General features: G+C 63.6%; 31 protein-coding genes. All 31 read left to right on the top strand.

All coding sequences use genetic code 11. The features are described from left to right. The 31 genes from BKK81_RS00470 to dsbD all read left to right on the top strand — a co-directional run bounded on the left by BKK81_RS00470 (window position 1) and on the right by dsbD (window position 17,757). The gene (locus BKK81_RS00470) at window positions 1–504 is read left to right on the top strand and encodes a flavin reductase family protein (protein WP_071010140.1); all 504 of its coding nucleotides are present in this window, start codon (window positions 1–3) and stop codon (window positions 502–504) included. 415 nt (window positions 505–919) lie between these two features. Next, window positions 920–1,570, top strand: a complete 651-nt coding sequence (gene rplC, locus BKK81_RS00465) for a 50S ribosomal protein L3 (protein ID WP_071010138.1) — start codon at window positions 920–922, stop codon at window positions 1,568–1,570. Window positions 1,571–1,582: 12 nt separating this feature from the next. Then, window positions 1,583–2,203 (top strand): 50S ribosomal protein L4, encoded by a 621-nt coding sequence (gene rplD, locus BKK81_RS00460; protein ID WP_071010137.1) that lies wholly within the window; start codon window positions 1,583–1,585, stop codon window positions 2,201–2,203. After that, window positions 2,200–2,514, top strand: a complete 315-nt coding sequence (rplW, locus tag BKK81_RS00455; RefSeq protein WP_006576245.1) for a 50S ribosomal protein L23 — start codon at window positions 2,200–2,202, stop codon at window positions 2,512–2,514. The genes rplD and rplW overlap by 4 nt, the downstream gene beginning before the upstream one ends. A 2-nt stretch (window positions 2,515–2,516) precedes the next feature. After that, complete coding sequence (gene rplB / locus BKK81_RS00450) at window positions 2,517–3,347, top strand: 50S ribosomal protein L2 (protein ID WP_071010135.1); 831 nt, start codon at window positions 2,517–2,519, stop codon at window positions 3,345–3,347. Window positions 3,348–3,369: 22 nt separating this feature from the next. Then, on the top strand, window positions 3,370–3,645 hold the full coding sequence (gene rpsS / locus BKK81_RS00445) for a 30S ribosomal protein S19 (protein ID WP_071010134.1): 276 nt from the start codon (window positions 3,370–3,372) through the stop codon (window positions 3,643–3,645). 9 nt (window positions 3,646–3,654) lie between these two features. Next, window positions 3,655–3,984: a 50S ribosomal protein L22 gene (gene rplV, locus BKK81_RS00440; RefSeq protein ID WP_061956552.1), complete on the top strand. Its 330-nt coding sequence runs from the start codon at window positions 3,655–3,657 to the stop codon at window positions 3,982–3,984. 9 nt (window positions 3,985–3,993) lie between these two features. Beyond that, window positions 3,994–4,791 (top strand): 30S ribosomal protein S3, encoded by a 798-nt coding sequence (gene rpsC / locus BKK81_RS00435; RefSeq protein WP_071010132.1) that lies wholly within the window; start codon window positions 3,994–3,996, stop codon window positions 4,789–4,791. A 2-nt stretch (window positions 4,792–4,793) separates the two neighbouring features. Beyond that, a complete protein-coding gene (rplP, locus tag BKK81_RS00430) occupies window positions 4,794–5,210 on the top strand; it encodes a 50S ribosomal protein L16 (RefSeq protein WP_006576240.1) in 417 nt (138 codons plus the stop codon). 11 nt (window positions 5,211–5,221) lie between these two features. Next, window positions 5,222–5,416, top strand: coding sequence for a 50S ribosomal protein L29 (rpmC, locus tag BKK81_RS00425; RefSeq protein WP_071010131.1), 195 nt, complete (start codon window positions 5,222–5,224; stop codon window positions 5,414–5,416). Further along, complete coding sequence (gene rpsQ, locus BKK81_RS00420) at window positions 5,413–5,691, top strand: 30S ribosomal protein S17 (RefSeq protein WP_071010129.1); 279 nt, start codon at window positions 5,413–5,415, stop codon at window positions 5,689–5,691. The genes rpmC and rpsQ overlap by 4 nt, the downstream gene beginning before the upstream one ends. A 291-nt stretch (window positions 5,692–5,982) precedes the next feature. Further along, on the top strand, window positions 5,983–6,351 hold the full coding sequence (rplN, locus tag BKK81_RS00415; protein WP_006576237.1) for a 50S ribosomal protein L14: 369 nt from the start codon (window positions 5,983–5,985) through the stop codon (window positions 6,349–6,351). Window positions 6,352–6,360: 9 nt separating this feature from the next. Next, complete coding sequence (gene rplX / locus BKK81_RS00410) at window positions 6,361–6,669, top strand: 50S ribosomal protein L24 (protein ID WP_071010127.1); 309 nt, start codon at window positions 6,361–6,363, stop codon at window positions 6,667–6,669. A gap of 25 nt (window positions 6,670–6,694) precedes the next feature. Then, the gene (gene rplE / locus BKK81_RS00405) at window positions 6,695–7,237 is read left to right on the top strand and encodes a 50S ribosomal protein L5 (RefSeq protein ID WP_071010125.1); all 543 of its coding nucleotides are present in this window, start codon (window positions 6,695–6,697) and stop codon (window positions 7,235–7,237) included. A 9-nt stretch (window positions 7,238–7,246) separates the two neighbouring features. Beyond that, the gene (gene rpsN / locus BKK81_RS00400) at window positions 7,247–7,552 is read left to right on the top strand and encodes a 30S ribosomal protein S14 (RefSeq protein ID WP_071010124.1); all 306 of its coding nucleotides are present in this window, start codon (window positions 7,247–7,249) and stop codon (window positions 7,550–7,552) included. 27 nt (window positions 7,553–7,579) lie between these two features. Next, window positions 7,580–7,975: a 30S ribosomal protein S8 gene (gene rpsH / locus BKK81_RS00395; RefSeq protein ID WP_071010122.1), complete on the top strand. Its 396-nt coding sequence runs from the start codon at window positions 7,580–7,582 to the stop codon at window positions 7,973–7,975. A 9-nt stretch (window positions 7,976–7,984) separates the two neighbouring features. Further along, window positions 7,985–8,518 (top strand): 50S ribosomal protein L6, encoded by a 534-nt coding sequence (rplF, locus tag BKK81_RS00390; protein WP_071010119.1) that lies wholly within the window; start codon window positions 7,985–7,987, stop codon window positions 8,516–8,518. An 11-nt stretch (window positions 8,519–8,529) separates the two neighbouring features. Continuing rightward, window positions 8,530–8,886, top strand: a complete 357-nt coding sequence (gene rplR / locus BKK81_RS00385; protein ID WP_071010117.1) for a 50S ribosomal protein L18 — start codon at window positions 8,530–8,532, stop codon at window positions 8,884–8,886. 20 nt (window positions 8,887–8,906) lie between these two features. After that, window positions 8,907–9,425 (top strand): 30S ribosomal protein S5, encoded by a 519-nt coding sequence (gene rpsE, locus BKK81_RS00380; RefSeq protein WP_039007559.1) that lies wholly within the window; start codon window positions 8,907–8,909, stop codon window positions 9,423–9,425. Between the two features lie 11 nt (window positions 9,426–9,436). After that, window positions 9,437–9,619, top strand: a complete 183-nt coding sequence (gene rpmD, locus BKK81_RS00375; RefSeq protein WP_071010115.1) for a 50S ribosomal protein L30 — start codon at window positions 9,437–9,439, stop codon at window positions 9,617–9,619. Window positions 9,620–9,641: 22 nt separating this feature from the next. Further along, entirely contained in the window at window positions 9,642–10,076 is a 435-nt protein-coding gene (gene rplO, locus BKK81_RS00370) for a 50S ribosomal protein L15 (RefSeq protein ID WP_071010114.1), read from the top strand. Window positions 10,077–10,124: 48 nt separating this feature from the next. Continuing rightward, window positions 10,125–11,468 carry a preprotein translocase subunit SecY gene (gene secY, locus BKK81_RS00365; protein ID WP_071010112.1) on the top strand — a complete coding sequence of 448 codons (1,344 nt, stop codon included), beginning with the start codon at window positions 10,125–10,127 and terminating at the stop codon, window positions 11,466–11,468. A 23-nt stretch (window positions 11,469–11,491) separates the two neighbouring features. Then, a complete protein-coding gene (infA, locus tag BKK81_RS00360; RefSeq protein ID WP_018313956.1) occupies window positions 11,492–11,710 on the top strand; it encodes a translation initiation factor IF-1 in 219 nt (72 codons plus the stop codon). Between the two features lie 31 nt (window positions 11,711–11,741). Beyond that, window positions 11,742–11,858: a 50S ribosomal protein L36 gene (gene rpmJ / locus BKK81_RS00355; RefSeq protein WP_008642959.1), complete on the top strand. Its 117-nt coding sequence runs from the start codon at window positions 11,742–11,744 to the stop codon at window positions 11,856–11,858. Window positions 11,859–11,877: 19 nt separating this feature from the next. Beyond that, window positions 11,878–12,243 carry a 30S ribosomal protein S13 gene (gene rpsM / locus BKK81_RS00350; RefSeq protein WP_071010110.1) on the top strand — a complete coding sequence of 122 codons (366 nt, stop codon included), beginning with the start codon at window positions 11,878–11,880 and terminating at the stop codon, window positions 12,241–12,243. A 25-nt stretch (window positions 12,244–12,268) separates the two neighbouring features. Then, window positions 12,269–12,670 carry a 30S ribosomal protein S11 gene (gene rpsK, locus BKK81_RS00345; RefSeq protein WP_008642963.1) on the top strand — a complete coding sequence of 134 codons (402 nt, stop codon included), beginning with the start codon at window positions 12,269–12,271 and terminating at the stop codon, window positions 12,668–12,670. 288 nt (window positions 12,671–12,958) lie between these two features. Beyond that, on the top strand, window positions 12,959–13,582 hold the full coding sequence (gene rpsD / locus BKK81_RS00340; RefSeq protein WP_071010108.1) for a 30S ribosomal protein S4: 624 nt from the start codon (window positions 12,959–12,961) through the stop codon (window positions 13,580–13,582). Between the two features lie 178 nt (window positions 13,583–13,760). Beyond that, complete coding sequence (locus BKK81_RS00335; RefSeq protein ID WP_071010107.1) at window positions 13,761–14,741, top strand: DNA-directed RNA polymerase subunit alpha; 981 nt, start codon at window positions 13,761–13,763, stop codon at window positions 14,739–14,741. A 158-nt stretch (window positions 14,742–14,899) separates the two neighbouring features. Further along, window positions 14,900–15,295: a 50S ribosomal protein L17 gene (gene rplQ / locus BKK81_RS00330; RefSeq protein ID WP_071010105.1), complete on the top strand. Its 396-nt coding sequence runs from the start codon at window positions 14,900–14,902 to the stop codon at window positions 15,293–15,295. Between the two features lie 138 nt (window positions 15,296–15,433). Next, window positions 15,434–15,772: a divalent-cation tolerance protein CutA gene (gene cutA, locus BKK81_RS00325; RefSeq protein WP_071010103.1), complete on the top strand. Its 339-nt coding sequence runs from the start codon at window positions 15,434–15,436 to the stop codon at window positions 15,770–15,772. Window positions 15,773–15,912: 140 nt separating this feature from the next. Beyond that, the gene (dsbD, locus tag BKK81_RS00320) at window positions 15,913–17,757 is read left to right on the top strand and encodes a protein-disulfide reductase DsbD (protein WP_231907951.1); all 1,845 of its coding nucleotides are present in this window, start codon (window positions 15,913–15,915) and stop codon (window positions 17,755–17,757) included. The last annotated feature ends 6 nt before the right edge of the window (window positions 17,758–17,763 follow it).

Raw genomic sequence — 17,763 nt, 5'->3', positions numbered from 1 at the left:
ATGGACGCCGCAGCCGACAAGCAGCCGGGCGCCCTCGACGGCCGTACCCTGCGCCGGGTTTGCTCGCGCTACGCCACCGGCGTGGCGGTGATCGGGGCGGCTGGCGCGCAGGGCAGGGCGGTCGGGTTGACCGTGAACTCCTTCGCCTCCCTGTCGCTGGCACCGCCCCTGATCCTCTGGAGCCTCGCGCTGCACTCGCCCAACGCCGGACTGTTCGTACCGGCCGCGGGTTTCGGCGTCAGCGTCCTGCATGCCGGCCAGGGGGCGCTGGCCCGCCACTTCGCGACGCCCGCGCCGGACAAGTTCAGCGGCGTGGCCCACCGCCGGTGCCCGGCCGGTGTGCCTTACCTCGACGATGCCCTGGCCACGCTGGCCTGCCGCGTGGTGCGCGCCGATCCGATCGGAGACCACCTGCTGGTGGTGGGCGAAGTCGAAAGCTGCGAAGCGGGGGAGGGCGAGCCGCTGGTCTTCTACGGCGGCGGCTTCGTGCGCATCGCTGCCTAGGCCCGAGGCCCTTTGCGCACGGCGCAGGCGGCTCCATCGATGCACCGCTCCCCGTCGTTCCCGGCTTGCGGCGGCGGTCTCCATCGCCCGACCGCCGGCCCATTGCCTATCGCGGCCGGGACGGCCTTCCGTGCAGCGGGCGGCCGGCCTGCCACCTGTTTCGCATCGCCGCAACGGCCCCGCCCGGAATCCGGGTTTACCTCTTGCCCTTTCCAATTGGGTCGGATATAGTGTAAGGCTACCCGTGTCTCTGGGTGGTGGGCTGGCCGTTTTGGCCTCGCGCTGTCCTCTTTTGCGCAAGCCCGTGCCGCGCGCAGCCATGCGCTCCGCGGCAGACTCCTGCGGCATTCCGCAGATCACACAGTTTCGTGTATCAATCAGCCCCGGCCAATCGCAGCTGGGAATGGAGCAAACCATGAGCCTTGGCCTTGTAGGTCGCAAGGTTGGCATGACCCGTATTTTCACGGACGACGGTGATTCGATCCCCGTTACCGTGGTCGAGGTCGGCGACAACCGCGTGACGCAAATCAAGACGGACGAGACCGACGGTTACACCGCGGTTCAAGTCACCTTCGGCAAGCGACGCGCCAGCCGCGTCACCAAGCCGCTGGCGGGTCACCTCGCCAAAGCCGGCGTGGAAGCCGGCGAAATCATCCGCGAATTCCGTATCGATGCAGCCAAGGCTGCCGAACTGCAAGCTGGCGGTTCGCTGTCGGTCGACCTGTTCGAAGTCGGTCAGAAGATCGACGTGCAGGGCGTGACCATCGGTAAGGGCTACGCCGGTACCATCAAGCGCTACCACTTCGCTTCCGGCCGTGCCACCCACGGTAACTCGCGTTCGCACAACGTGCCGGGCTCGATCGGTATGGCGCAGGATCCGGGCCGCGTGTTCCCGGGCAAGCGCATGACCGGTCACCTGGGTGACGTCACCCGCACCGTCCAGAACCTGGAAATCGCCAAGATCGACGCAGAGCGCAAGCTGCTGCTGGTCAAGGGCGCCATCCCCGGCTCCAAGGGCGGCAAGGTTATCGTGACCCCGGCCGTCAAGGCCAAAGCCAAAGCTTAAGGAGCGGAAACAATGGAACTCAAGCTCCTGCAGGACAACGGCCAGATCGGCGCCGGCGTTACCGCCTCGCCCGAAGTCTTCGGTCGTGACTACAACGAAGCCCTCGTTCACCAGATCGTCGTCGCTTACCAGGCCAACGCTCGCAGCGGCAACCGTAAGCAGAAGGATCGTGAAGAGGTCAAGCACACGACCAAGAAGCCGTGGCGCCAGAAGGGTACGGGTCGCGCCCGTGCCGGTATGTCCTCCTCGCCGCTGTGGCGCGGGGGCGGCCGTATCTTCCCGAACTCGCCGGAAGAGAACTTCAGCCAGAAGGTCAACAAGAAGATGTACCGTGCCGGCCTGCGCTCGATTTACTCGCAGCTCGCACGTGAAGGTCGTATCAACGTGGTGGAAGGTCTGACCGTCGAAGCCCCGAAGACTAAGCTGCTGGCCGACAAGTTCAAGGCCATGGGCCTGGACTCGGTCCTGGTCATCACCGACAGCCTCGACGAGAACCTCTACCTGGCCGCTCGCAACCTGCCGCACGTGTCGGTGGTTGAAGCACGCCACGCCGATCCGCTGTCGCTGGTGCACTACAAGAAGGTGCTGGTCACCAAGGCGGCCGTCGCGCAGATCGAGGAGTTGCTGAAATGACGCAAGTAGCCAAGAACGATCATCGTTTGATGCAGGTGCTGCTCGCGCCCGTGGTTTCCGAAAAGGCAACCCTGGTCGCCGACAAGAATGAACAGGTCGTGTTCGAAGTCGCCCGCGACGCCAACAAGGCGGAAGTGAAGGCGGCAGTCGAACTGCTGTTCAAGGTCGAGGTGCAGTCCGTTCAGATCCTGAACCAGAAGGGCAAGCAAAAGCGCTTCGGCCGCTTCATGGGCCGTCGCAACCACGTCAAGAAGGCGTACGTGTCGCTGAAGCCGGGTCAGGAAATCAACTTCGAAGCGGAGGCCAAGTAATCATGGCACTCGTCAAGACCAAGCCGACTTCCCCGGGTCGCCGCTCGATGGTGAAGGTCGTCAACCGCGACCTGCACAAGGGTGCGCCCCATGCTCCGCTGCTGGAAAAGCAATTCCAGAAGTCGGGCCGCAACAACAACGGTCACATCACCACCCGTCACAAGGGCGGTGGTCATAAGCACCACTACCGCGTGGTCGACTTCAAGCGCAACGACAAGGACGGCATCGCCGCCAAGGTCGAGCGCCTGGAATACGATCCGAACCGCAGCGCGAACATCGCGCTGGTGCTGTTCGCCGACGGCGAGCGCCGCTACATCATCGCCACCAAGGGCATGGTCGCCGGCCAATCGCTGATGAACGGCTCGGAAGCGCCGATCAAGGCCGGTAACAACCTGCCGATCCGCAACATCCCGGTCGGTACCACGATCAACAACGTGGAAATGCTGCCCGGCAAGGGCGCGCAGATCGCCCGTGCCGCCGGTGCCTCGGCTGTGCTGATGGCCCGCGAAGGCGTGTATGCCCAGGTCCGCCTGCGCTCCGGCGAAGTGCGCCGCATTCACATCGAATGCCGTGCCACCGTTGGTGAAGTGGGTAACGAAGAGCACAGCCTGCGCGTCATCGGCAAGGCCGGTGCGACCCGCTGGCGCGGTATCCGCCCGACGGTCCGCGGTGTGGTGATGAACCCGGTGGATCACCCGCACGGTGGTGGTGAAGGCAAGACCGCTGCTGGTCGCGATCCGGTGTCGCCGTGGGGTACCCCGACGAAGGGCTACCGCACCCGCAGCAACAAGCGCACTGCCAGCATGATCGTGCAGAAGCGCCACAAGCGTTAATCGGTAGGTAGGAGCTAAAGACATGACACGTTCCGCAAAGAAGGGTCCGTTCTGTGACGCCCACCTGCTGAAAAAGGTGGAAGCGGCTGCAGGCGGCAAGGACAAGAAGCCCATCAAGACCTGGTCGCGTCGTTCGACCATCATGCCGGACTTCATCGGCCTGACGATCGCCGTGCACAACGGCCGTCAACACGTGCCGGTGTACGTGACGGAAAACATGGTTGGCCACAAGCTCGGCGAATTTGCGATCACTCGCACGTTCAAGGGTCACGCGGCCGACAAGAAAGCGAAGAGGTAAGGTGCCATCATGGAAGTGAAAGCGATTCATCGCGGTGCCCGTATCTCCGCCCAGAAGACGCGCCTGGTCGCTGACCAGATCCGTGGTCTGCCGATCGAGCGCGCGCTCAACATCCTGGCGTTCAGCCCGAAGAAGGCCGCCGGGATCGTGAAGAAGGTGGTCGAATCGGCCATCGCCAACGCCGAGCATAACGAAGGCGCCGACATCGACGAACTGAAGGTCAAATCGATCTACGTCGACAAGGCGACCTCGCTCAAGCGCTTCACCGCACGGGCGAAGGGCCGCGGCAACCGCATCGAGAAACAAACCTGTCACATCACTGTGACGCTCGGCAACTAAGGAGTCACGATGGGACAGAAGATTCATCCGACTGGCTTCCGTCTGGCCGTCAGCCGTAACTGGGCCTCGCGTTGGTACGCCGCCAACACGAAGTTCGCCGGCATGCTGAAAGAAGACATCGAAGTTCGCGACTTCCTGAAGAAGAAGCTCAAGAACGCATCGGTTGGCCGCGTCGTGATCGAGCGTCCCGCCCGCAATGCCCGCATCACCATTTACAGCTCGCGTCCGGGCGTGGTGATCGGCAAGAAGGGTGAGGACATCGAACTGCTGAAGGCCGAGCTGCAGCGTCGCATGGGCGTGCCCGTGCACGTGAACATCGAGGAAATCCGCAAGCCGGAAACCGATGCGCAGCTGATCGCCGACTCGATCACCCAGCAGCTCGAGCGTCGCATCATGTTCCGCCGCGCCATGAAGCGCGCGATGCAGAACGCGATGCGTCTGGGCGCCCAGGGCATCAAGATCATGAGCTCGGGCCGTCTGAACGGCATCGAAATCGCCCGTACCGAGTGGTACCGCGAAGGCCGTGTGCCCCTGCACACCCTGCGTGCTGACATCGACTACGGCTTCTCCGAAGCGGAAACCACCTACGGCATCATCGGTGTCAAGGTGTGGGTCTACAAGGGAGATCACCTCGGCCGCAACGAAGCGCCGGTGGTGGAAGAGCCGCAAGACGAACGTCGCCGCCGTCCGGGTCGCCCCGATGGTCGCCGCCGTGACGGTGAAGGCCGTCCGGGTGGCAACCGCCGCGGCGGTGCCGGTGCCGGCCGCCGCGCTGCGCCTGGCGCAGATGGGAAGAGTGGAGAATAACGATGCTGCAACCTAAGCGCAGAAAGTACCGCAAGGAGCAGAAAGGCCGCAACACGGGTAAGGCTACCCGTGGCAACGCCGTGTCTTTCGGCGAGTTCGGCCTGAAGGCAATGGGCCGTGGCCGCCTGACGGCTCGCCAGATCGAGTCGGCACGTCGTGCGATGACCCGTCACATCAAGCGTGGCGGCCGCATCTGGATCCGGATCTTCCCGGACAAGCCGATCTCGAAGAAGCCCGCTGAAGTCCGTATGGGTAACGGTAAGGGCAACCCGGAGTACTACGTGGCTGAGATTCAGCCGGGCAAGATGCTGTACGAAATGGATGGCGTGAGCGAAGAGCTGGCACGTGAGGCGTTCCGCCTCGCGGCCGCCAAGCTGCCGATCGCCACCAACTTCGTGGTGCGTCAGGTCGGGACGTAAGGAGAGCAGGAATGAAAGCATCCGAACTGCGCGGCAAGGACGCCGCCGGGCTGAACCAGGAGCTCTCCGAGCTGCTGAAGGCCCAATTTAGCCTGCGCATGCAAAAGGCCACCCAACAGCTGCAGAACACCAGCCAGCTGAAGAAGGTGCGCAAGGACATCGCGCGGGTGCAAACCGTGCTGAGTGAAAAGGCGAGCTCGAAATGACTGAAACTGCAAAAACGGAATCGTCGCTTCGCCGCACGCTGGTCGGCCGGGTTGTAAGCGACAAGATGGACAAGACCGTGACGGTCCTGGTTGAAAACCGCGTCAAGCACCCGCTGTATGGCAAGTACGTGCTGCGTTCGAAGAAGTACCACGCACACGACGAAGCCAACCAGTACAAGGAAGGCGACAAGGTCGAGATCCAGGAAGGCCGTCCGATGTCCCGGACCAAGGCCTGGGTAGTCTCCCGTCTGGTGGAAGCCGCCCGCGTCATCTAACGACAACGCGGTCGTATCCTAGCTTGCAAGTCCAGGGTTATATGTTATAATCCTGGACTTCCGCTTTATTGCGTTCGCCTTAGCTGTACCACCCGGGCGGGCCTGTGAGGCGAGCCGGGGTCGGCGGGCCGGGCTGGGGGGTCTCTCCAGTCAGGGTCGCCAGGCGACTACCGACTTCAAAGTTGATCAACCCAAGCGGTGCTGGCGCAAAGCCGGTTCCGACGGGACCAAGACTGACCGGCGGGCTTGCATTCCGGCAAGCCAGGCGGATTAAGTTGGGAAGATAACACCATGATTCAGACAGAAAGCCGGCTCGAAGTGGCCGATAACACTGGTGCGCGCGAAGTGCTGTGCATCAAGGTGCTGGGTGGGTCCAAGCGCCGCTATGCGAGCGTTGGCGACATCATCAAGGTGACCGTCAAGGACGCAGCCCCCCGTGGCCGTGTCAAGAAGGGCGACATCTATAACGCCGTCGTGGTCCGCACCGCCAAGGGCGTGCGCCGCGCGGACGGTTCGCTCGTCAAGTTCGACGGCAATGCCGCCGTCCTGCTGAACAACAAGCTCGAGCCGATCGGCACCCGTATCTTCGGGCCGGTGACTCGTGAACTCCGTACCGAGCGCTTCATGAAGATCGTGTCGCTCGCGCCGGAAGTGCTGTAAGGAGCCGCCATGAACAAGATTCGCAAAGGCGATGAGGTCATCGTCCTGACCGGCAAGGACAAGGGCAAGCGTGGCACCGTGCAAGCCGTGCTGGGCGACAAGGTTGCCGTCGAAGGCGTGAACGTTGCCAAGAAGCACGCTCGCCCGAACCCGATGCTGGGTACCACCGGTGGCGTGGTCGACAAGGTCATGCCCCTGCATATTTCCAACGTTGCGCTCGTGGATGCCAATGGCAAGCCGTCGCGCGTCGGCATCAAGGTGGAAGACGGTAAGCGCGTGCGCTTCCTGAAGACCACCGGCGCCGTCGTGGCTGCTTGATTCTGGGCACGGATAGGAGTTGAGCATGACAGCACGTCTGCAAGAGTTTTACAAAGAACAGGTCGTTCCGAAGCTGATCGAGCAATTCGGTTTCAAGTCGATCATGGAAGTGCCGCGCATCACCAAGATCACCCTGAACATGGGTCTGGGCGAAGCGATCAACGACAAGAAGGTCATCGAGCTCGCCGTTGGCGACCTGACCAAGATCGCTGGTCAGAAGCCCGTGGTGACCAAGGCCAAGAAGGCCATCGCCGGCTTCAAGATCCGCCAGGGCTATCCCATCGGTGCGATGGTGACCCTGCGCGGCGAGCGCATGTTCGAATTCCTCGATCGTTTCGTCACCGTGGCGCTGCCGCGTGTGCGTGACTTCCGTGGTGTGTCGGGCCGTTCGTTCGACGGTCGCGGCAACTACAACATCGGTGTGAAAGAGCAGATCATCTTCCCCGAAATCGAGTACGACAAGATCGACGCACTGCGTGGTCTGAACATCAGCATCACGACGACGGCGAAGAATGACGAGGAAGCCAAGGCGCTCCTCGCTGCATTCAAGTTCCCGTTCCGTAATTAAGGGGTAACCGTGGCTAAACTGGCTCTGATTGAACGTGAGAAGAAGCGCGCCAAGCTGGTGGCGAAGTTCGCCGCTAAGCGCGCAGCCCTCAAGGCCATCATCGACGACCAAGAGAAGTCGGAAGAAGAGCGTTACGGCGCGCGTCTGGCACTGCAGCAGCTGCCGCGCAACGCTAACCCGACTCGCCAGCGCAATCGCTGCGCGATCACCGGTCGTCCCCGCGGTACCTTCCGCAAGTTTGGCCTGGCGCGTAACAAGATCCGCGAGATCGCCTTCCGTGGCGAAATCCCGGGTCTGACGAAAGCCAGCTGGTAATTACGCACAGGCTACAGGAGAAACAGTATGAGCATGAGCGATCCCATCGCCGATATGCTGACGCGCATCCGCAACGCCCAAGGCGTGCAGAAGGCGTCGGTTGTCATGCCGTCGTCGAAGCTGAAGGCAGCGATCGCCAAGGTCCTGAAGGACGAAGGCTACATCGACGACTACGCAGTGAAAGAAGAAGGCGGCAAGGCACAACTGACCATCGGTCTGAAGTATTACGCAGGCCGTCCGGTCATCGAGCGCATCGAGCGCGTGTCCAAGCCTGGCCTGCGTGTCTACAAGGGCCGCAGCGAGATCCCGCAGGTGATGAACGGCCTGGGCGTGGCGATCATCTCGACCCCGAAGGGTCTGATGACCGACCGCAAGGCACGTGCCTCCGGCGTGGGCGGCGAAGTTCTCTGCTACGTCGCTTAAGGAGGAACCATGTCCCGTGTAGGTAAGGCTCCCATCGCGCTGCCCAAAGGCGCGGAAGTGAACGTGGCGGCCGGTGTGCTCTCTGTGAAGGGCCCGCTCGGTACGCTGTCCCAGCCGATCCACAGCCTGGTCAAGGTCAATGTCGAGAACGACACGCTGACTTTCGCCCCGGCCGATGAATCGCGCGAAGCAAACGCCCTGCAAGGCACCATGCGCGCCCTCGCGGCGAACATGGTCAAGGGCGTGACCACCGGTTTCGAGCGCAAGCTGACCCTGGTTGGCGTGGGCTACCGTGCCCAGCTCCAAGGCGCTGCGCTGAAGCTCCAGCTTGGTTTCTCGCACGACGTGATCCATGAGATGCCGGAAGGCGTGAAGGCGGAAACGCCGACGCAGACCGAGATCATCATCAAGGGTGCGGACAAGCAGAAAGTCGGTCAGGTTGCCGCTGAAGTCCGCGCGTACCGTCCGCCCGAGCCCTACAAGGGCAAGGGTGTGCGCTACGCCGACGAGCGCGTCATCCTGAAGGAAACCAAGAAGAAGTAAGGGGTGCAGAGATGAACAAGAAAGACGCTCGTTTGCGCCGTGCACGTCAGACCCGCGCGAAGATCGCGGAACTGAAAGTGAATCGTCTGACGGTGTTCCGCACGAACTCGCATATTTACGCTCAGGTCTACTCGCCGTGCGGCACCCAAGTGGTGGCCTCGGCTTCGACCCTCGAAGCAGAAGTGCGCAAGGAACTGACCGGCAGTGGCGCGACCACCGCCGCCGCCACCGTGATTGGCAAGCGCATCGCCGAGAAGGCGAAGGCTGCCGGCGTGGAAATCGTCGCGTTCGATCGCGCCGGCTTCCGCTTCCACGGCCGCGTGAAGGCTCTGGCTGACGCTGCACGCGAAGCCGGCCTCAAGTTCTAAGCGCTAGAGAGAGATACGTCATGGCAAAGATGCAAGCAAAAGTCCAGCAGGACGAACGCGACGACGGCCTCCGCGAGAAGATGATCTCGGTCAACCGTGTCACCAAGGTGGTGAAGGGTGGCCGGATTCTCGGTTTCGCTGCGCTGACCGTTGTAGGTGACGGCGACGGCCGCATCGGCATGGGCAAGGGCAAGGCTAAGGAAGTCCCCGTGGCCGTGCAGAAGGCGATGGATGAAGCCCGTCGCAAGATGGTCAAGGTCGCACTGAAGAACGGCACGCTGCAGCACGAAGTCGTGGGCAAGCACGGCGCCGCCAAGGTGCTGATGATGCCCGCCAAGGAAGGTACCGGCGTGATCGCCGGCGGTCCGATGCGCGCGATCTTCGAAGTGATGGGCGTGACCAACGTGGTGACCAAGTCGCACGGTTCGACGAATCCGTACAACATGGTCCGCGCCACGCTGGATGGCCTGCAGAAGATGAGCACTCCGTCCGAGATCGCCGCCAAGCGCGGCAAGTCGGTCGAAGACATCCTCGGCTAAGGAGTCCGCAAATGTCGCAGAAAACCGTAAAAGTGCAACTGGTGCGGAGCCTGATCGGCACGCGCCAGGATCATCGCGCCACCGTGATTGGCCTGGGCCTGCGTCGCCTGAACTCCGTCTCGGAGCTGCAGGACACGCCCGCCGTGCGCGGCATGATCAACAAGGTCTCGTACCTGGTCAAGGTTCTGGCCTGATACCGGGAACTCGGAGAGCAAGATGCAACTGAACAACCTGAAACCGGCCGCCGGTTCGAAGCACGCCAAGCGTCGCGTCGGCCGCGGTATCGGCTCCGGCCTGGGCAAGACGGCTGGTCGCGGTCACAAGGGTCAGAAGTCGCGTTCGGGCGGCTTCCACAAGGTCGGCTTCGAAGGCGGCCAGATGCCCCTGTACCGTCGCCTGCCGAAGCGTGGCTTCACCTCGCTGACCAAGGCCTTCAACGCTGAAGTGACCCTGCGCGACATCGAGCGCCTGGAAGCCACCGAGGTGGACCTGCTGGTTCTGAAGCAGGCCGGCCTGGTGAGCGACCTGGTCAAGAGCGCCAAGGTCATCAAGGCCGGCGAGCTGACCCGCAAGGTGACGATCAAGGGTCTGGGTGCCACCGCTGGCGCCAAGGCCGCGATCGAAGCCGCTGGCGGCCAGATCGCGGAATAAACTAGCAGCTGATTTCGCAGTCAAGGCGAGTCACAGTCGGAGCATCGTTTGGCCACGGCGAAACCCAATGCAAGCGCGCTAGCCAAGAACACGGCGAAGTACGGCGATCTCAAGCGCCGGCTGATGTTCCTGGTGCTGGCCCTGATCGTCTACCGCATCGGTGCGCACATTCCGGTGCCGGGAATCGATCCGGACCAGCTGGCGAAGCTTTTCCAGAGTCAGTCGGGTGGCATCCTCGGGATGTTCAACCTGTTCTCGGGCGGTGCGCTGTCGCGCTTTACCGTCTTCGCGCTCGGCATCATGCCGTACATCTCGGCGTCGATCATCATGCAGTTGCTGACGATCGTGCTGCCGCAGCTGGAAGCGCTGAAGAAGGAAGGGCAGGCAGGGCAGCGGAAGATCACGCAGTACACGCGCTACGGCACGGTGGTCCTGGCCACCTTCCAGGCGCTGTCGATCGCGGTCGCACTGGAGTCGCAGCCTGGCCTGGTGCTGGATCCGGGCCTGATGTTCCGGGTCACGGCCGTGATCACGCTGGTGACCGGCACGATGTTCCTGATGTGGCTCGGTGAGCAGATCACCGAGCGTGGTCTGGGCAACGGCATCTCGATCATCATCTTCGGCGGTATCGCAGCGGGCCTGCCCAATGCGATCGGAGGGTTGTTCGAGCTGGTGCGCACCGGTTCGATGAGCATCATCGCCTCGATCCTGATCGTGGCGATCATCATCGGCGTGACCTACGCCGTGGTGTTCATCGAGCGTGGCCAGCGCAAGATCCTGGTGAACTATGCCAAGCGTCAGGTCGGCAACAAGGTGTACGGCGGTCAGTCGTCGCACCTGCCGCTGAAGCTGAACATGGCCGGGGTGATTCCGCCGATCTTCGCATCGTCGATCATCCTGTTCCCGGCGACCATCGCGGGTTGGTTCACCTCGGATTCGACCGGGGCGGTCGGTCGGTTCATCAAGGACCTGGCCGCAACCCTGTCGCCCGGCCAGCCGGTGTACATCCTGCTGTACTCGACTGCAATCGTATTTTTCTGCTTCTTCTATACGGCCCTGGTGTACAACAGCCGTGAAGTTGCAGACAACCTGAAGAAAAGCGGTGCCTTCATTCCTGGCATCCGTCCGGGCGAGCAGACGACGCGCTATATCGACAAGATCCTGGTGCGCCTGACGCTGGCTGGTGCGATCTACATCACACTGGTCTGCCTGTTGCCGGAATTCCTGGTGCTGCGCTGGAATGTTCCGTTCTATTTCGGCGGAACCTCGTTGCTGATCATCGTGGTCGTCACGATGGACTTCATGGCTCAGGTCCAGTCCTATGTCATGTCGCAGCAATATGAGTCGCTGCTGAAGAAGGCGAATTTCAAGGGTAATCTGACCTTGCGCTGAAGCCGGGTCGGTACGGGCTAGGTATGGCAAAAGACGATGTCATCCAGATGCACGGGGAGGTGCTGGAAAACCTCCCCAACGCAACCTTCCGTGTGAAGCTGGAGAACGGCCATGTGGTACTGGGCCATATCTCCGGAAAAATGCGGATGAATTACATCCGGATCCTTCCGGGTGACAAGGTGACCGTCGAGCTGACCCCATATGATCTGTCGCGTGCACGGATCGTCTTCCGGACGAAGTGAAGCGAACAGGAATTGAAGGAAGAGGAAAATTATGAAAGTGCTGGCTTCTGTTAAGCGCATTTGCCGCAACTGCAAAATCATCAAGCGCAACGGTGTCGTGCGCGTGATCTGCTCGTCGGATCCCCGCCACAAGCAACGCCAAGGCTAATCGTAGAGAGGATTGACGAATGGCACGTATCGCAGGGGTTAACATCCCGAACCACAAGCATACCGAGATCGGCCTGACCGCCATTTACGGTATCGGCCGCTCGCGCGCCCGCAAAATCTGCGAGGCCACCGGCGTTCCTTTTGACAAGAAGGTCAAGGACCTGACCGACGCCGACCTGGAAAAGCTCCGTGACGAGGTAGGCAAGGTCACGGTCGAGGGTGACCTGCGTCGTGAGACCACGATGAACATCAAGCGTCTGATGGACCTTGGTTGCTATCGTGGCATGCGTCACCGCAAGGGACTGCCGCTGCGCGGTCAGCGTACCCGCACCAATGCACGTACCCGCAAGGGTCCGCGCAAGGCCGGCGTGGCTCTGAAGAAGTAAAGCCGAAGGCAGAGGAAGATAGACAATGGCAAAAGGTCCGAACAACGCCGCCCAGCGCGCGCGTAAGAAGGTCAAGAAGAACGTTGCCGACGGCATCGCGCACGTCCACGCTTCGTTCAACAACACCATCATCACCATCACCGACCGCCAGGGCAACGCTCTGTCGTGGGCGACCGCCGGTGGCCAGGGCTTCAAGGGTTCGCGCAAGTCGACCCCGTTTGCAGCCCAGGTCGCAGCCGAGAACGCCGGCCGCGTGGCGCAAGACCAGGGTATCAAGAACCTGGAAGTGCGCATCAAGGGCCCGGGCCCGGGCCGCGAGTCGGCCGTGCGTGCCCTGAACGCCCTCGGCATCAAGATCGCGGTGATCGAAGATGTGACGCCGGTGCCGCACAACGGCTGCCGTCCGCCGAAGCGCCGCCGTATCTAAGCGCCAGGCACGGTCGCAGCAGGGCTTCCCCTGCTGCGATCGCTTGTGGTAGTATCGCGCGTTGGCCTGCCCAGTTGTTTGTGGCAGGTTTTCGTTTTGCGCCGCCAGGCAGTCGTGGCCTGGGCGGCCATTCAAGTACATGCTGTTTTGCGCGGCCTTCAATCGGAGGGCCGCGCCGGATAAGCCCACCGTTCGCCCAGCCGCGCCGATAAGGCGGCAGGACCAGGCGGACTCGCGGCGCACCGCCTTCTGGCGGCATGGCGCCGTGATCGACCAAAGGAAGATAAAGTGGCACGTTATACCGGCCCGAAGGCCAAACTCTCCCGCCGCGAAGGCACTGATCTGTTCCTGAAGAGCGCGCGTCGCTCGCTGGCCGACAAGTGCAAGCTGGACAGCAAGCCGGGCCAGCACGGCCGCACCTCGGGTGCCCGCACCTCGGACTACGGCAACCAGCTGCGCGAAAAGCAGAAGGTCAAGCGCATCTACGGCGTGCTCGAGCGCCAGTTCCGCCGCTACTTCGCCGAGGCTGACCGCCGCAAGGGCAACACCGGCGAAAACCTGCTGCAACTGCTGGAATCGCGCCTGGACAACGTCGTCTACCGCATGGGTTTCGGTTCGACCCGCGCCGAAGCGCGCCAGCTGGTGTCGCACAAGGCCATCCTGGTGAACGGCCAGGCCCTGAATGTCCCGTCGGCCCAGATCAAGGCCGGTGACGTGGTGACGGTGCGTGAGCAATCGAAGAAGCAAGTGCGTATCGCCGAAGCGCTGTCGCTGGCCGAGCAGTCGGGTTTCCCGACCTGGGTCGCTGTCGACGCCAAGAAGTTCGAAGGCACCTTCAAGCAAGTGCCGGATCGTGCCGATATCTCGGGCGACATCAACGAAAGCCTGATCGTCGAACTTTACTCGCGCTAATTCCAGGCATTGGCCCGACCCAAGACCGGTCCAACGCTTGTATTTTCGCCAAGCTCCCTCTTCAGCCCGACGCGCCCCGGCGCGCCGGGCTTGTTGCCCATCGCACGATGGGATGTTCAGGTTCCATACGTCAGCCTTATCGGTGTAACGAGCCGAGGGTATTGAAAAGGACAACCTAATGCAAACAGCACTCCTCAAGCCAAAAATCATCGCCGTCGAGCCGCTTGGCGATCATCACGCCAAGGTCGTGATGGAGCCGTTCGAGCGTGGCTACGGGCATACGCTCGGTAACGCCCTGCGTCGCGTGCTGCTGTCCTCGATGGTCGGCTATGCGCCGACGGAAGTGACGATCGCTGGGGTGGTCCACGAGTATTCCACCATTGATGGCGTGCAGGAAGACGTGGTCAACCTGCTGCTGAACCTCAAGGGTGTGGTCTTCAAGCTGCACAACCGCGATGAAGTCACGGTTTCGCTGCGCAAGGAAGGCGAAGGCGTGGTGACGGCTGCCGATATCGAGCTGCCGCACGACGTCGAGATCATCAACCCGGGCCACGTGATCGCCCACCTGTCTGCCGGCGGCAAGCTGGACATGCAGATCAAGGTCGAACAGGGCCGTGGCTACGTGCCCGGCAACGTGCGCAAGTTCGGCGACGAAGCGAGCAAGGTCATCGGCCGCATCGTGCTGGATGCCTCGTTCTCGCCGGTGCGCCGCGTGTCGTACGCGGTCGAGTCGGCCCGCGTGGAACAGCGTACCGACCTCGACAAGCTGGTGATGAACATCGAAACCGACGGCGTGATCTCGCCCGAGGAAGCGATCCGCCAGTCGGCCCGCATCCTGGTCGACCAGCTGTCCGTGTTCGCTGCCCTGGAAGGCACCGAGTCGTCGGCGGAAGCCGCCTCGAGCCGCGCGCCGCAGATCGATCCGATCCTGCTGCGCCCGGTCGACGACCTGGAGCTGACGGTGCGCTCGGCCAACTGCCTGAAGGCCGAGAACATCTACTATATCGGCGACCTGATCCAGCGTACCGAGAACGAGCTGCTGAAGACCCCGAACCTGGGTCGCAAGTCGCTCAACGAAATCAAGGAAGTCCTTGCCTCGCGCGGCCTGACCCTCGGCATGAAGCTCGAGAACTGGCCGCCCGCAGGCCTGGAGAAGTAATTTGCGTCGGGGGGCGGCGTGAGCGGCCTCCCGTGCAAGCGCGGCCGCCGGCAGGTGCCGGCGGCTTCAATCGACTACCGGCCCGCGTCGGAAGCAGCCTTTGGCAAGCCTGCGGCGATAGAAGAGCTGGTCAAACACTGAAATAGAAAGGAATCATCATGCGTCACCGTCATGGTCTGCGGAAACTGAACCGCACCTCGTCGCACCGTCTCGCGATGCTGCGCAACATGTCCAACTCGCTGTTCCAGCACGAGCTGATCAAGACCACCCTGCCCAAGGCCAAGGAACTGCGCAAGGTCGTCGAGCCCCTCATCACGCTGGCCAAGAAGGACACCGTCGCCAACCGCCGCCTGGCCTTCGCCCGCCTGCGCGACCGCGACATGGTCACCAAGCTGTTCACCGAACTGGGCCCGCGCTACAACGCCCGTCCGGGCGGCTACACCCGTATCCTGAAGTTCGGCTTCCGCCAGGGCGACAATGCGCCGATGGCGCTGGTCGAGCTGGTCGACCGTCCGGAAGTGACCGAGGCTCCGGCCGAGGAAGCAGCGGAATAAGCCCGTGGCGCAGCCCGTCCGAGAGGACGGGCCGGCGCGCACCGCTTACAATCGAGCCAGGCTGATGCCTGGCTCTTTTGTTTTTGGGCTTTGGTCGCTGGCGTCGGACGAGCACGACAAGACGAGACGAGGTGGCACATGGAGCCGGTGGAAGCAATCTGGATAGTGATGACCACCCTGCCCGATGAGGCCGGCGCACGGCATATGGCGCACGTGCTGTTGGAGGAGGGGCTGGCAGCCTGCGTGAACCGGCTGGCTCCATGCGAGTCGGAATACCGGTGGCAGGGCGCGATCGAGCAGGCGGCCGAATGGCCGTTGCTCATCAAGACCACTGCCGCACGCTATCCGGCACTGGAAGCGGCGATCCGCGCGGCGCATCCCTACGAGGTGCCGGAGATCGTGGCGTGGCCGCTGGCGGCCGGCCATGCGCCCTACCTGGCCTGGGTGAGCGCGGAAACGACGCCCGGCGGGCGCTGAGGCGCGCCCGCGGCGCACTGGACTGACGAGGACGAGGTATGTTTCTGGAGTGGGTGGCTGCACGGCACGGACAAGCGGGAGGCCTGGCGGGAGGCCGGGCTCGCGCAGCCTCGCTGCGGCATTTCGCCGCGGCATGCCTGATGGTGTTCGCCTGGCTGTGCGGGGCCGGTGGCGCCGTGGCAGCGACCGGCGATGACTTCCTGCCACCCGAGCAGGCCTTCCGCTTCGCCGCCCGCCAGATCGACGCGCACGCCATCGAGGTGCGCTTCGACGTGGCCGATGGGTACTACCTGTACCGCGACCGCTTCGCCTTTGCCGCGCAGCCGGCCGGAGTGAAGCTGGGTCAGCCCCAGTTTCCACCGGGCAAGGTCAAGTTCGACGAGAACTTCGGCAAGGAGATGGAGACGTACCACAACGGCGTCACCATCCGCGTGCCGGTGGAGTCGGCCCCCGAGGGCGGCTGGACCCTGGTGGTGACGTCGCAGGGCTGCGCCGACAAGGGGTTGTGCTATCCGCCGATGGAGCATGCCTTCCAGGTCGGCGGCAGCGCGCTCGATGGACTGCTCGGCAAGGCAGCGCGCAGCGAGGCGCCGACGGCGCGTGCGCCGGGCGCGGATGCCCCGGCCGCAAGCGCTGGGGCCAGGCTGGATGGCGGCGACGATGGCGATCGCATCGCCGGCGCCCTGGCCAGCCGCAACCTGCCGCTGATCGCCGCGCTCTTCTTCGGCCTCGGCCTGCTGCTGACCTTCACGCCCTGTGTGCTGCCGATGGTGCCCATCCTGTCGTCCATCGTGGTGGGCGAGCACGTCACGCGCGGCCGCGCGCTGGCGGTGTCGCTGGCCTATGTGCTCGGCATGGCCGTGGTGTACACCGCAGTCGGCGTGGCCGCCGGCCTGCTCGGCGAGGGGCTGTCGGCTGCGCTGCAGAATCCCTGGGTACTGGGCGCCTTCGCCGTGCTGATGGTGGCGCTGGCATTGTCCATGTTCGGCCTCTATGAACTGCAGCTGCCGCAGCGCTGGCAGACGCGGCTGACGGCTTCCTCCAACCGCCGCCAGGGCGGCCAGGTCGCCGGTGCCGCCGCGATGGGCGCGATCTCGGCGCTGATCGTCGGCCCCTGCGTGACGGCGCCGCTGGCCGGCGCGCTTGCCTATATCGCGCAGACCGGCGATGCCTTCACTGGTGGCGGTGCACTGTTCGCCATGGCCCTCGGCATGGGCGTGCCCCTGGTCCTGGTCGGCGTCGGGGCCGGCAACCTGCTGCCGCGTGCCGGACGCTGGATGGAGGTGACCAAGCGCTTCTTCGGTTTCCTGCTGCTGGGTGTGGCGATCTGGATGGTGAGTCCGGTGCTGCCGGCCTGGCTGCTGATGGCGGCCTGGGCCGCCTTGCTGCTGGTGGCGGCGGTCTTTCTCGGCGCTTTCGACCAGCTCGGTAGCGAGCCGCACGGACTGGCGCGGCTGGGCAAGGGCCTGGGCCTGCTGGCGGCCCTGGCCGGTGCCATCCTGCTGGTGGGCCTGGCCTCGGGCGGCCGCGATCCGCTGCAGCCCCTGTCGCACCTGGCCGCGGTGCGCGGTGCGGGCGCCGCCGTGCCGGGCGGGGCCGGGCATGCCGAGGTCCGCTTCGAGCGCGTCGCCTCGGTGACCGAACTGGAGACGCGCGTCGCGCAAGCCTCGGCGGCGGGCAAGCCGGTGCTGCTGGATTTCTATGCCGACTGGTGCGTCAGCTGCAAGGAGATGGAGCGCCTGACCTTCAGTGACACCGCCGTGCGTTCGCGCCTGTCTGGCCTGGTGCTGCTGCAGGCCGACGTGACCCGCAACAATGCCGACGACAAGGCGTTGCTCAAGCGTTTCGGCCTGTTCGGCCCGCCCGGTATCATCCTGTTCGGCGCCGATGGCAGCGAGCGCCCGGTACGGGTGATCGGCTACCAGTCCGCCGAGCGCTTTCTCGACAGCCTGCAGCGGGCGCTCGGTTCCGCCACGCGTACCTGAGGCTGC

Origin of the sequence: Cupriavidus sp. USMAHM13 (genome assembly GCF_001854285.1) — a bacterium.
Lineage (GTDB): Bacteria > Pseudomonadota > Gammaproteobacteria > Burkholderiales > Burkholderiaceae > Cupriavidus > Cupriavidus malaysiensis.
This window is presented reverse-complemented; position numbering and strand designations above follow the sequence as displayed.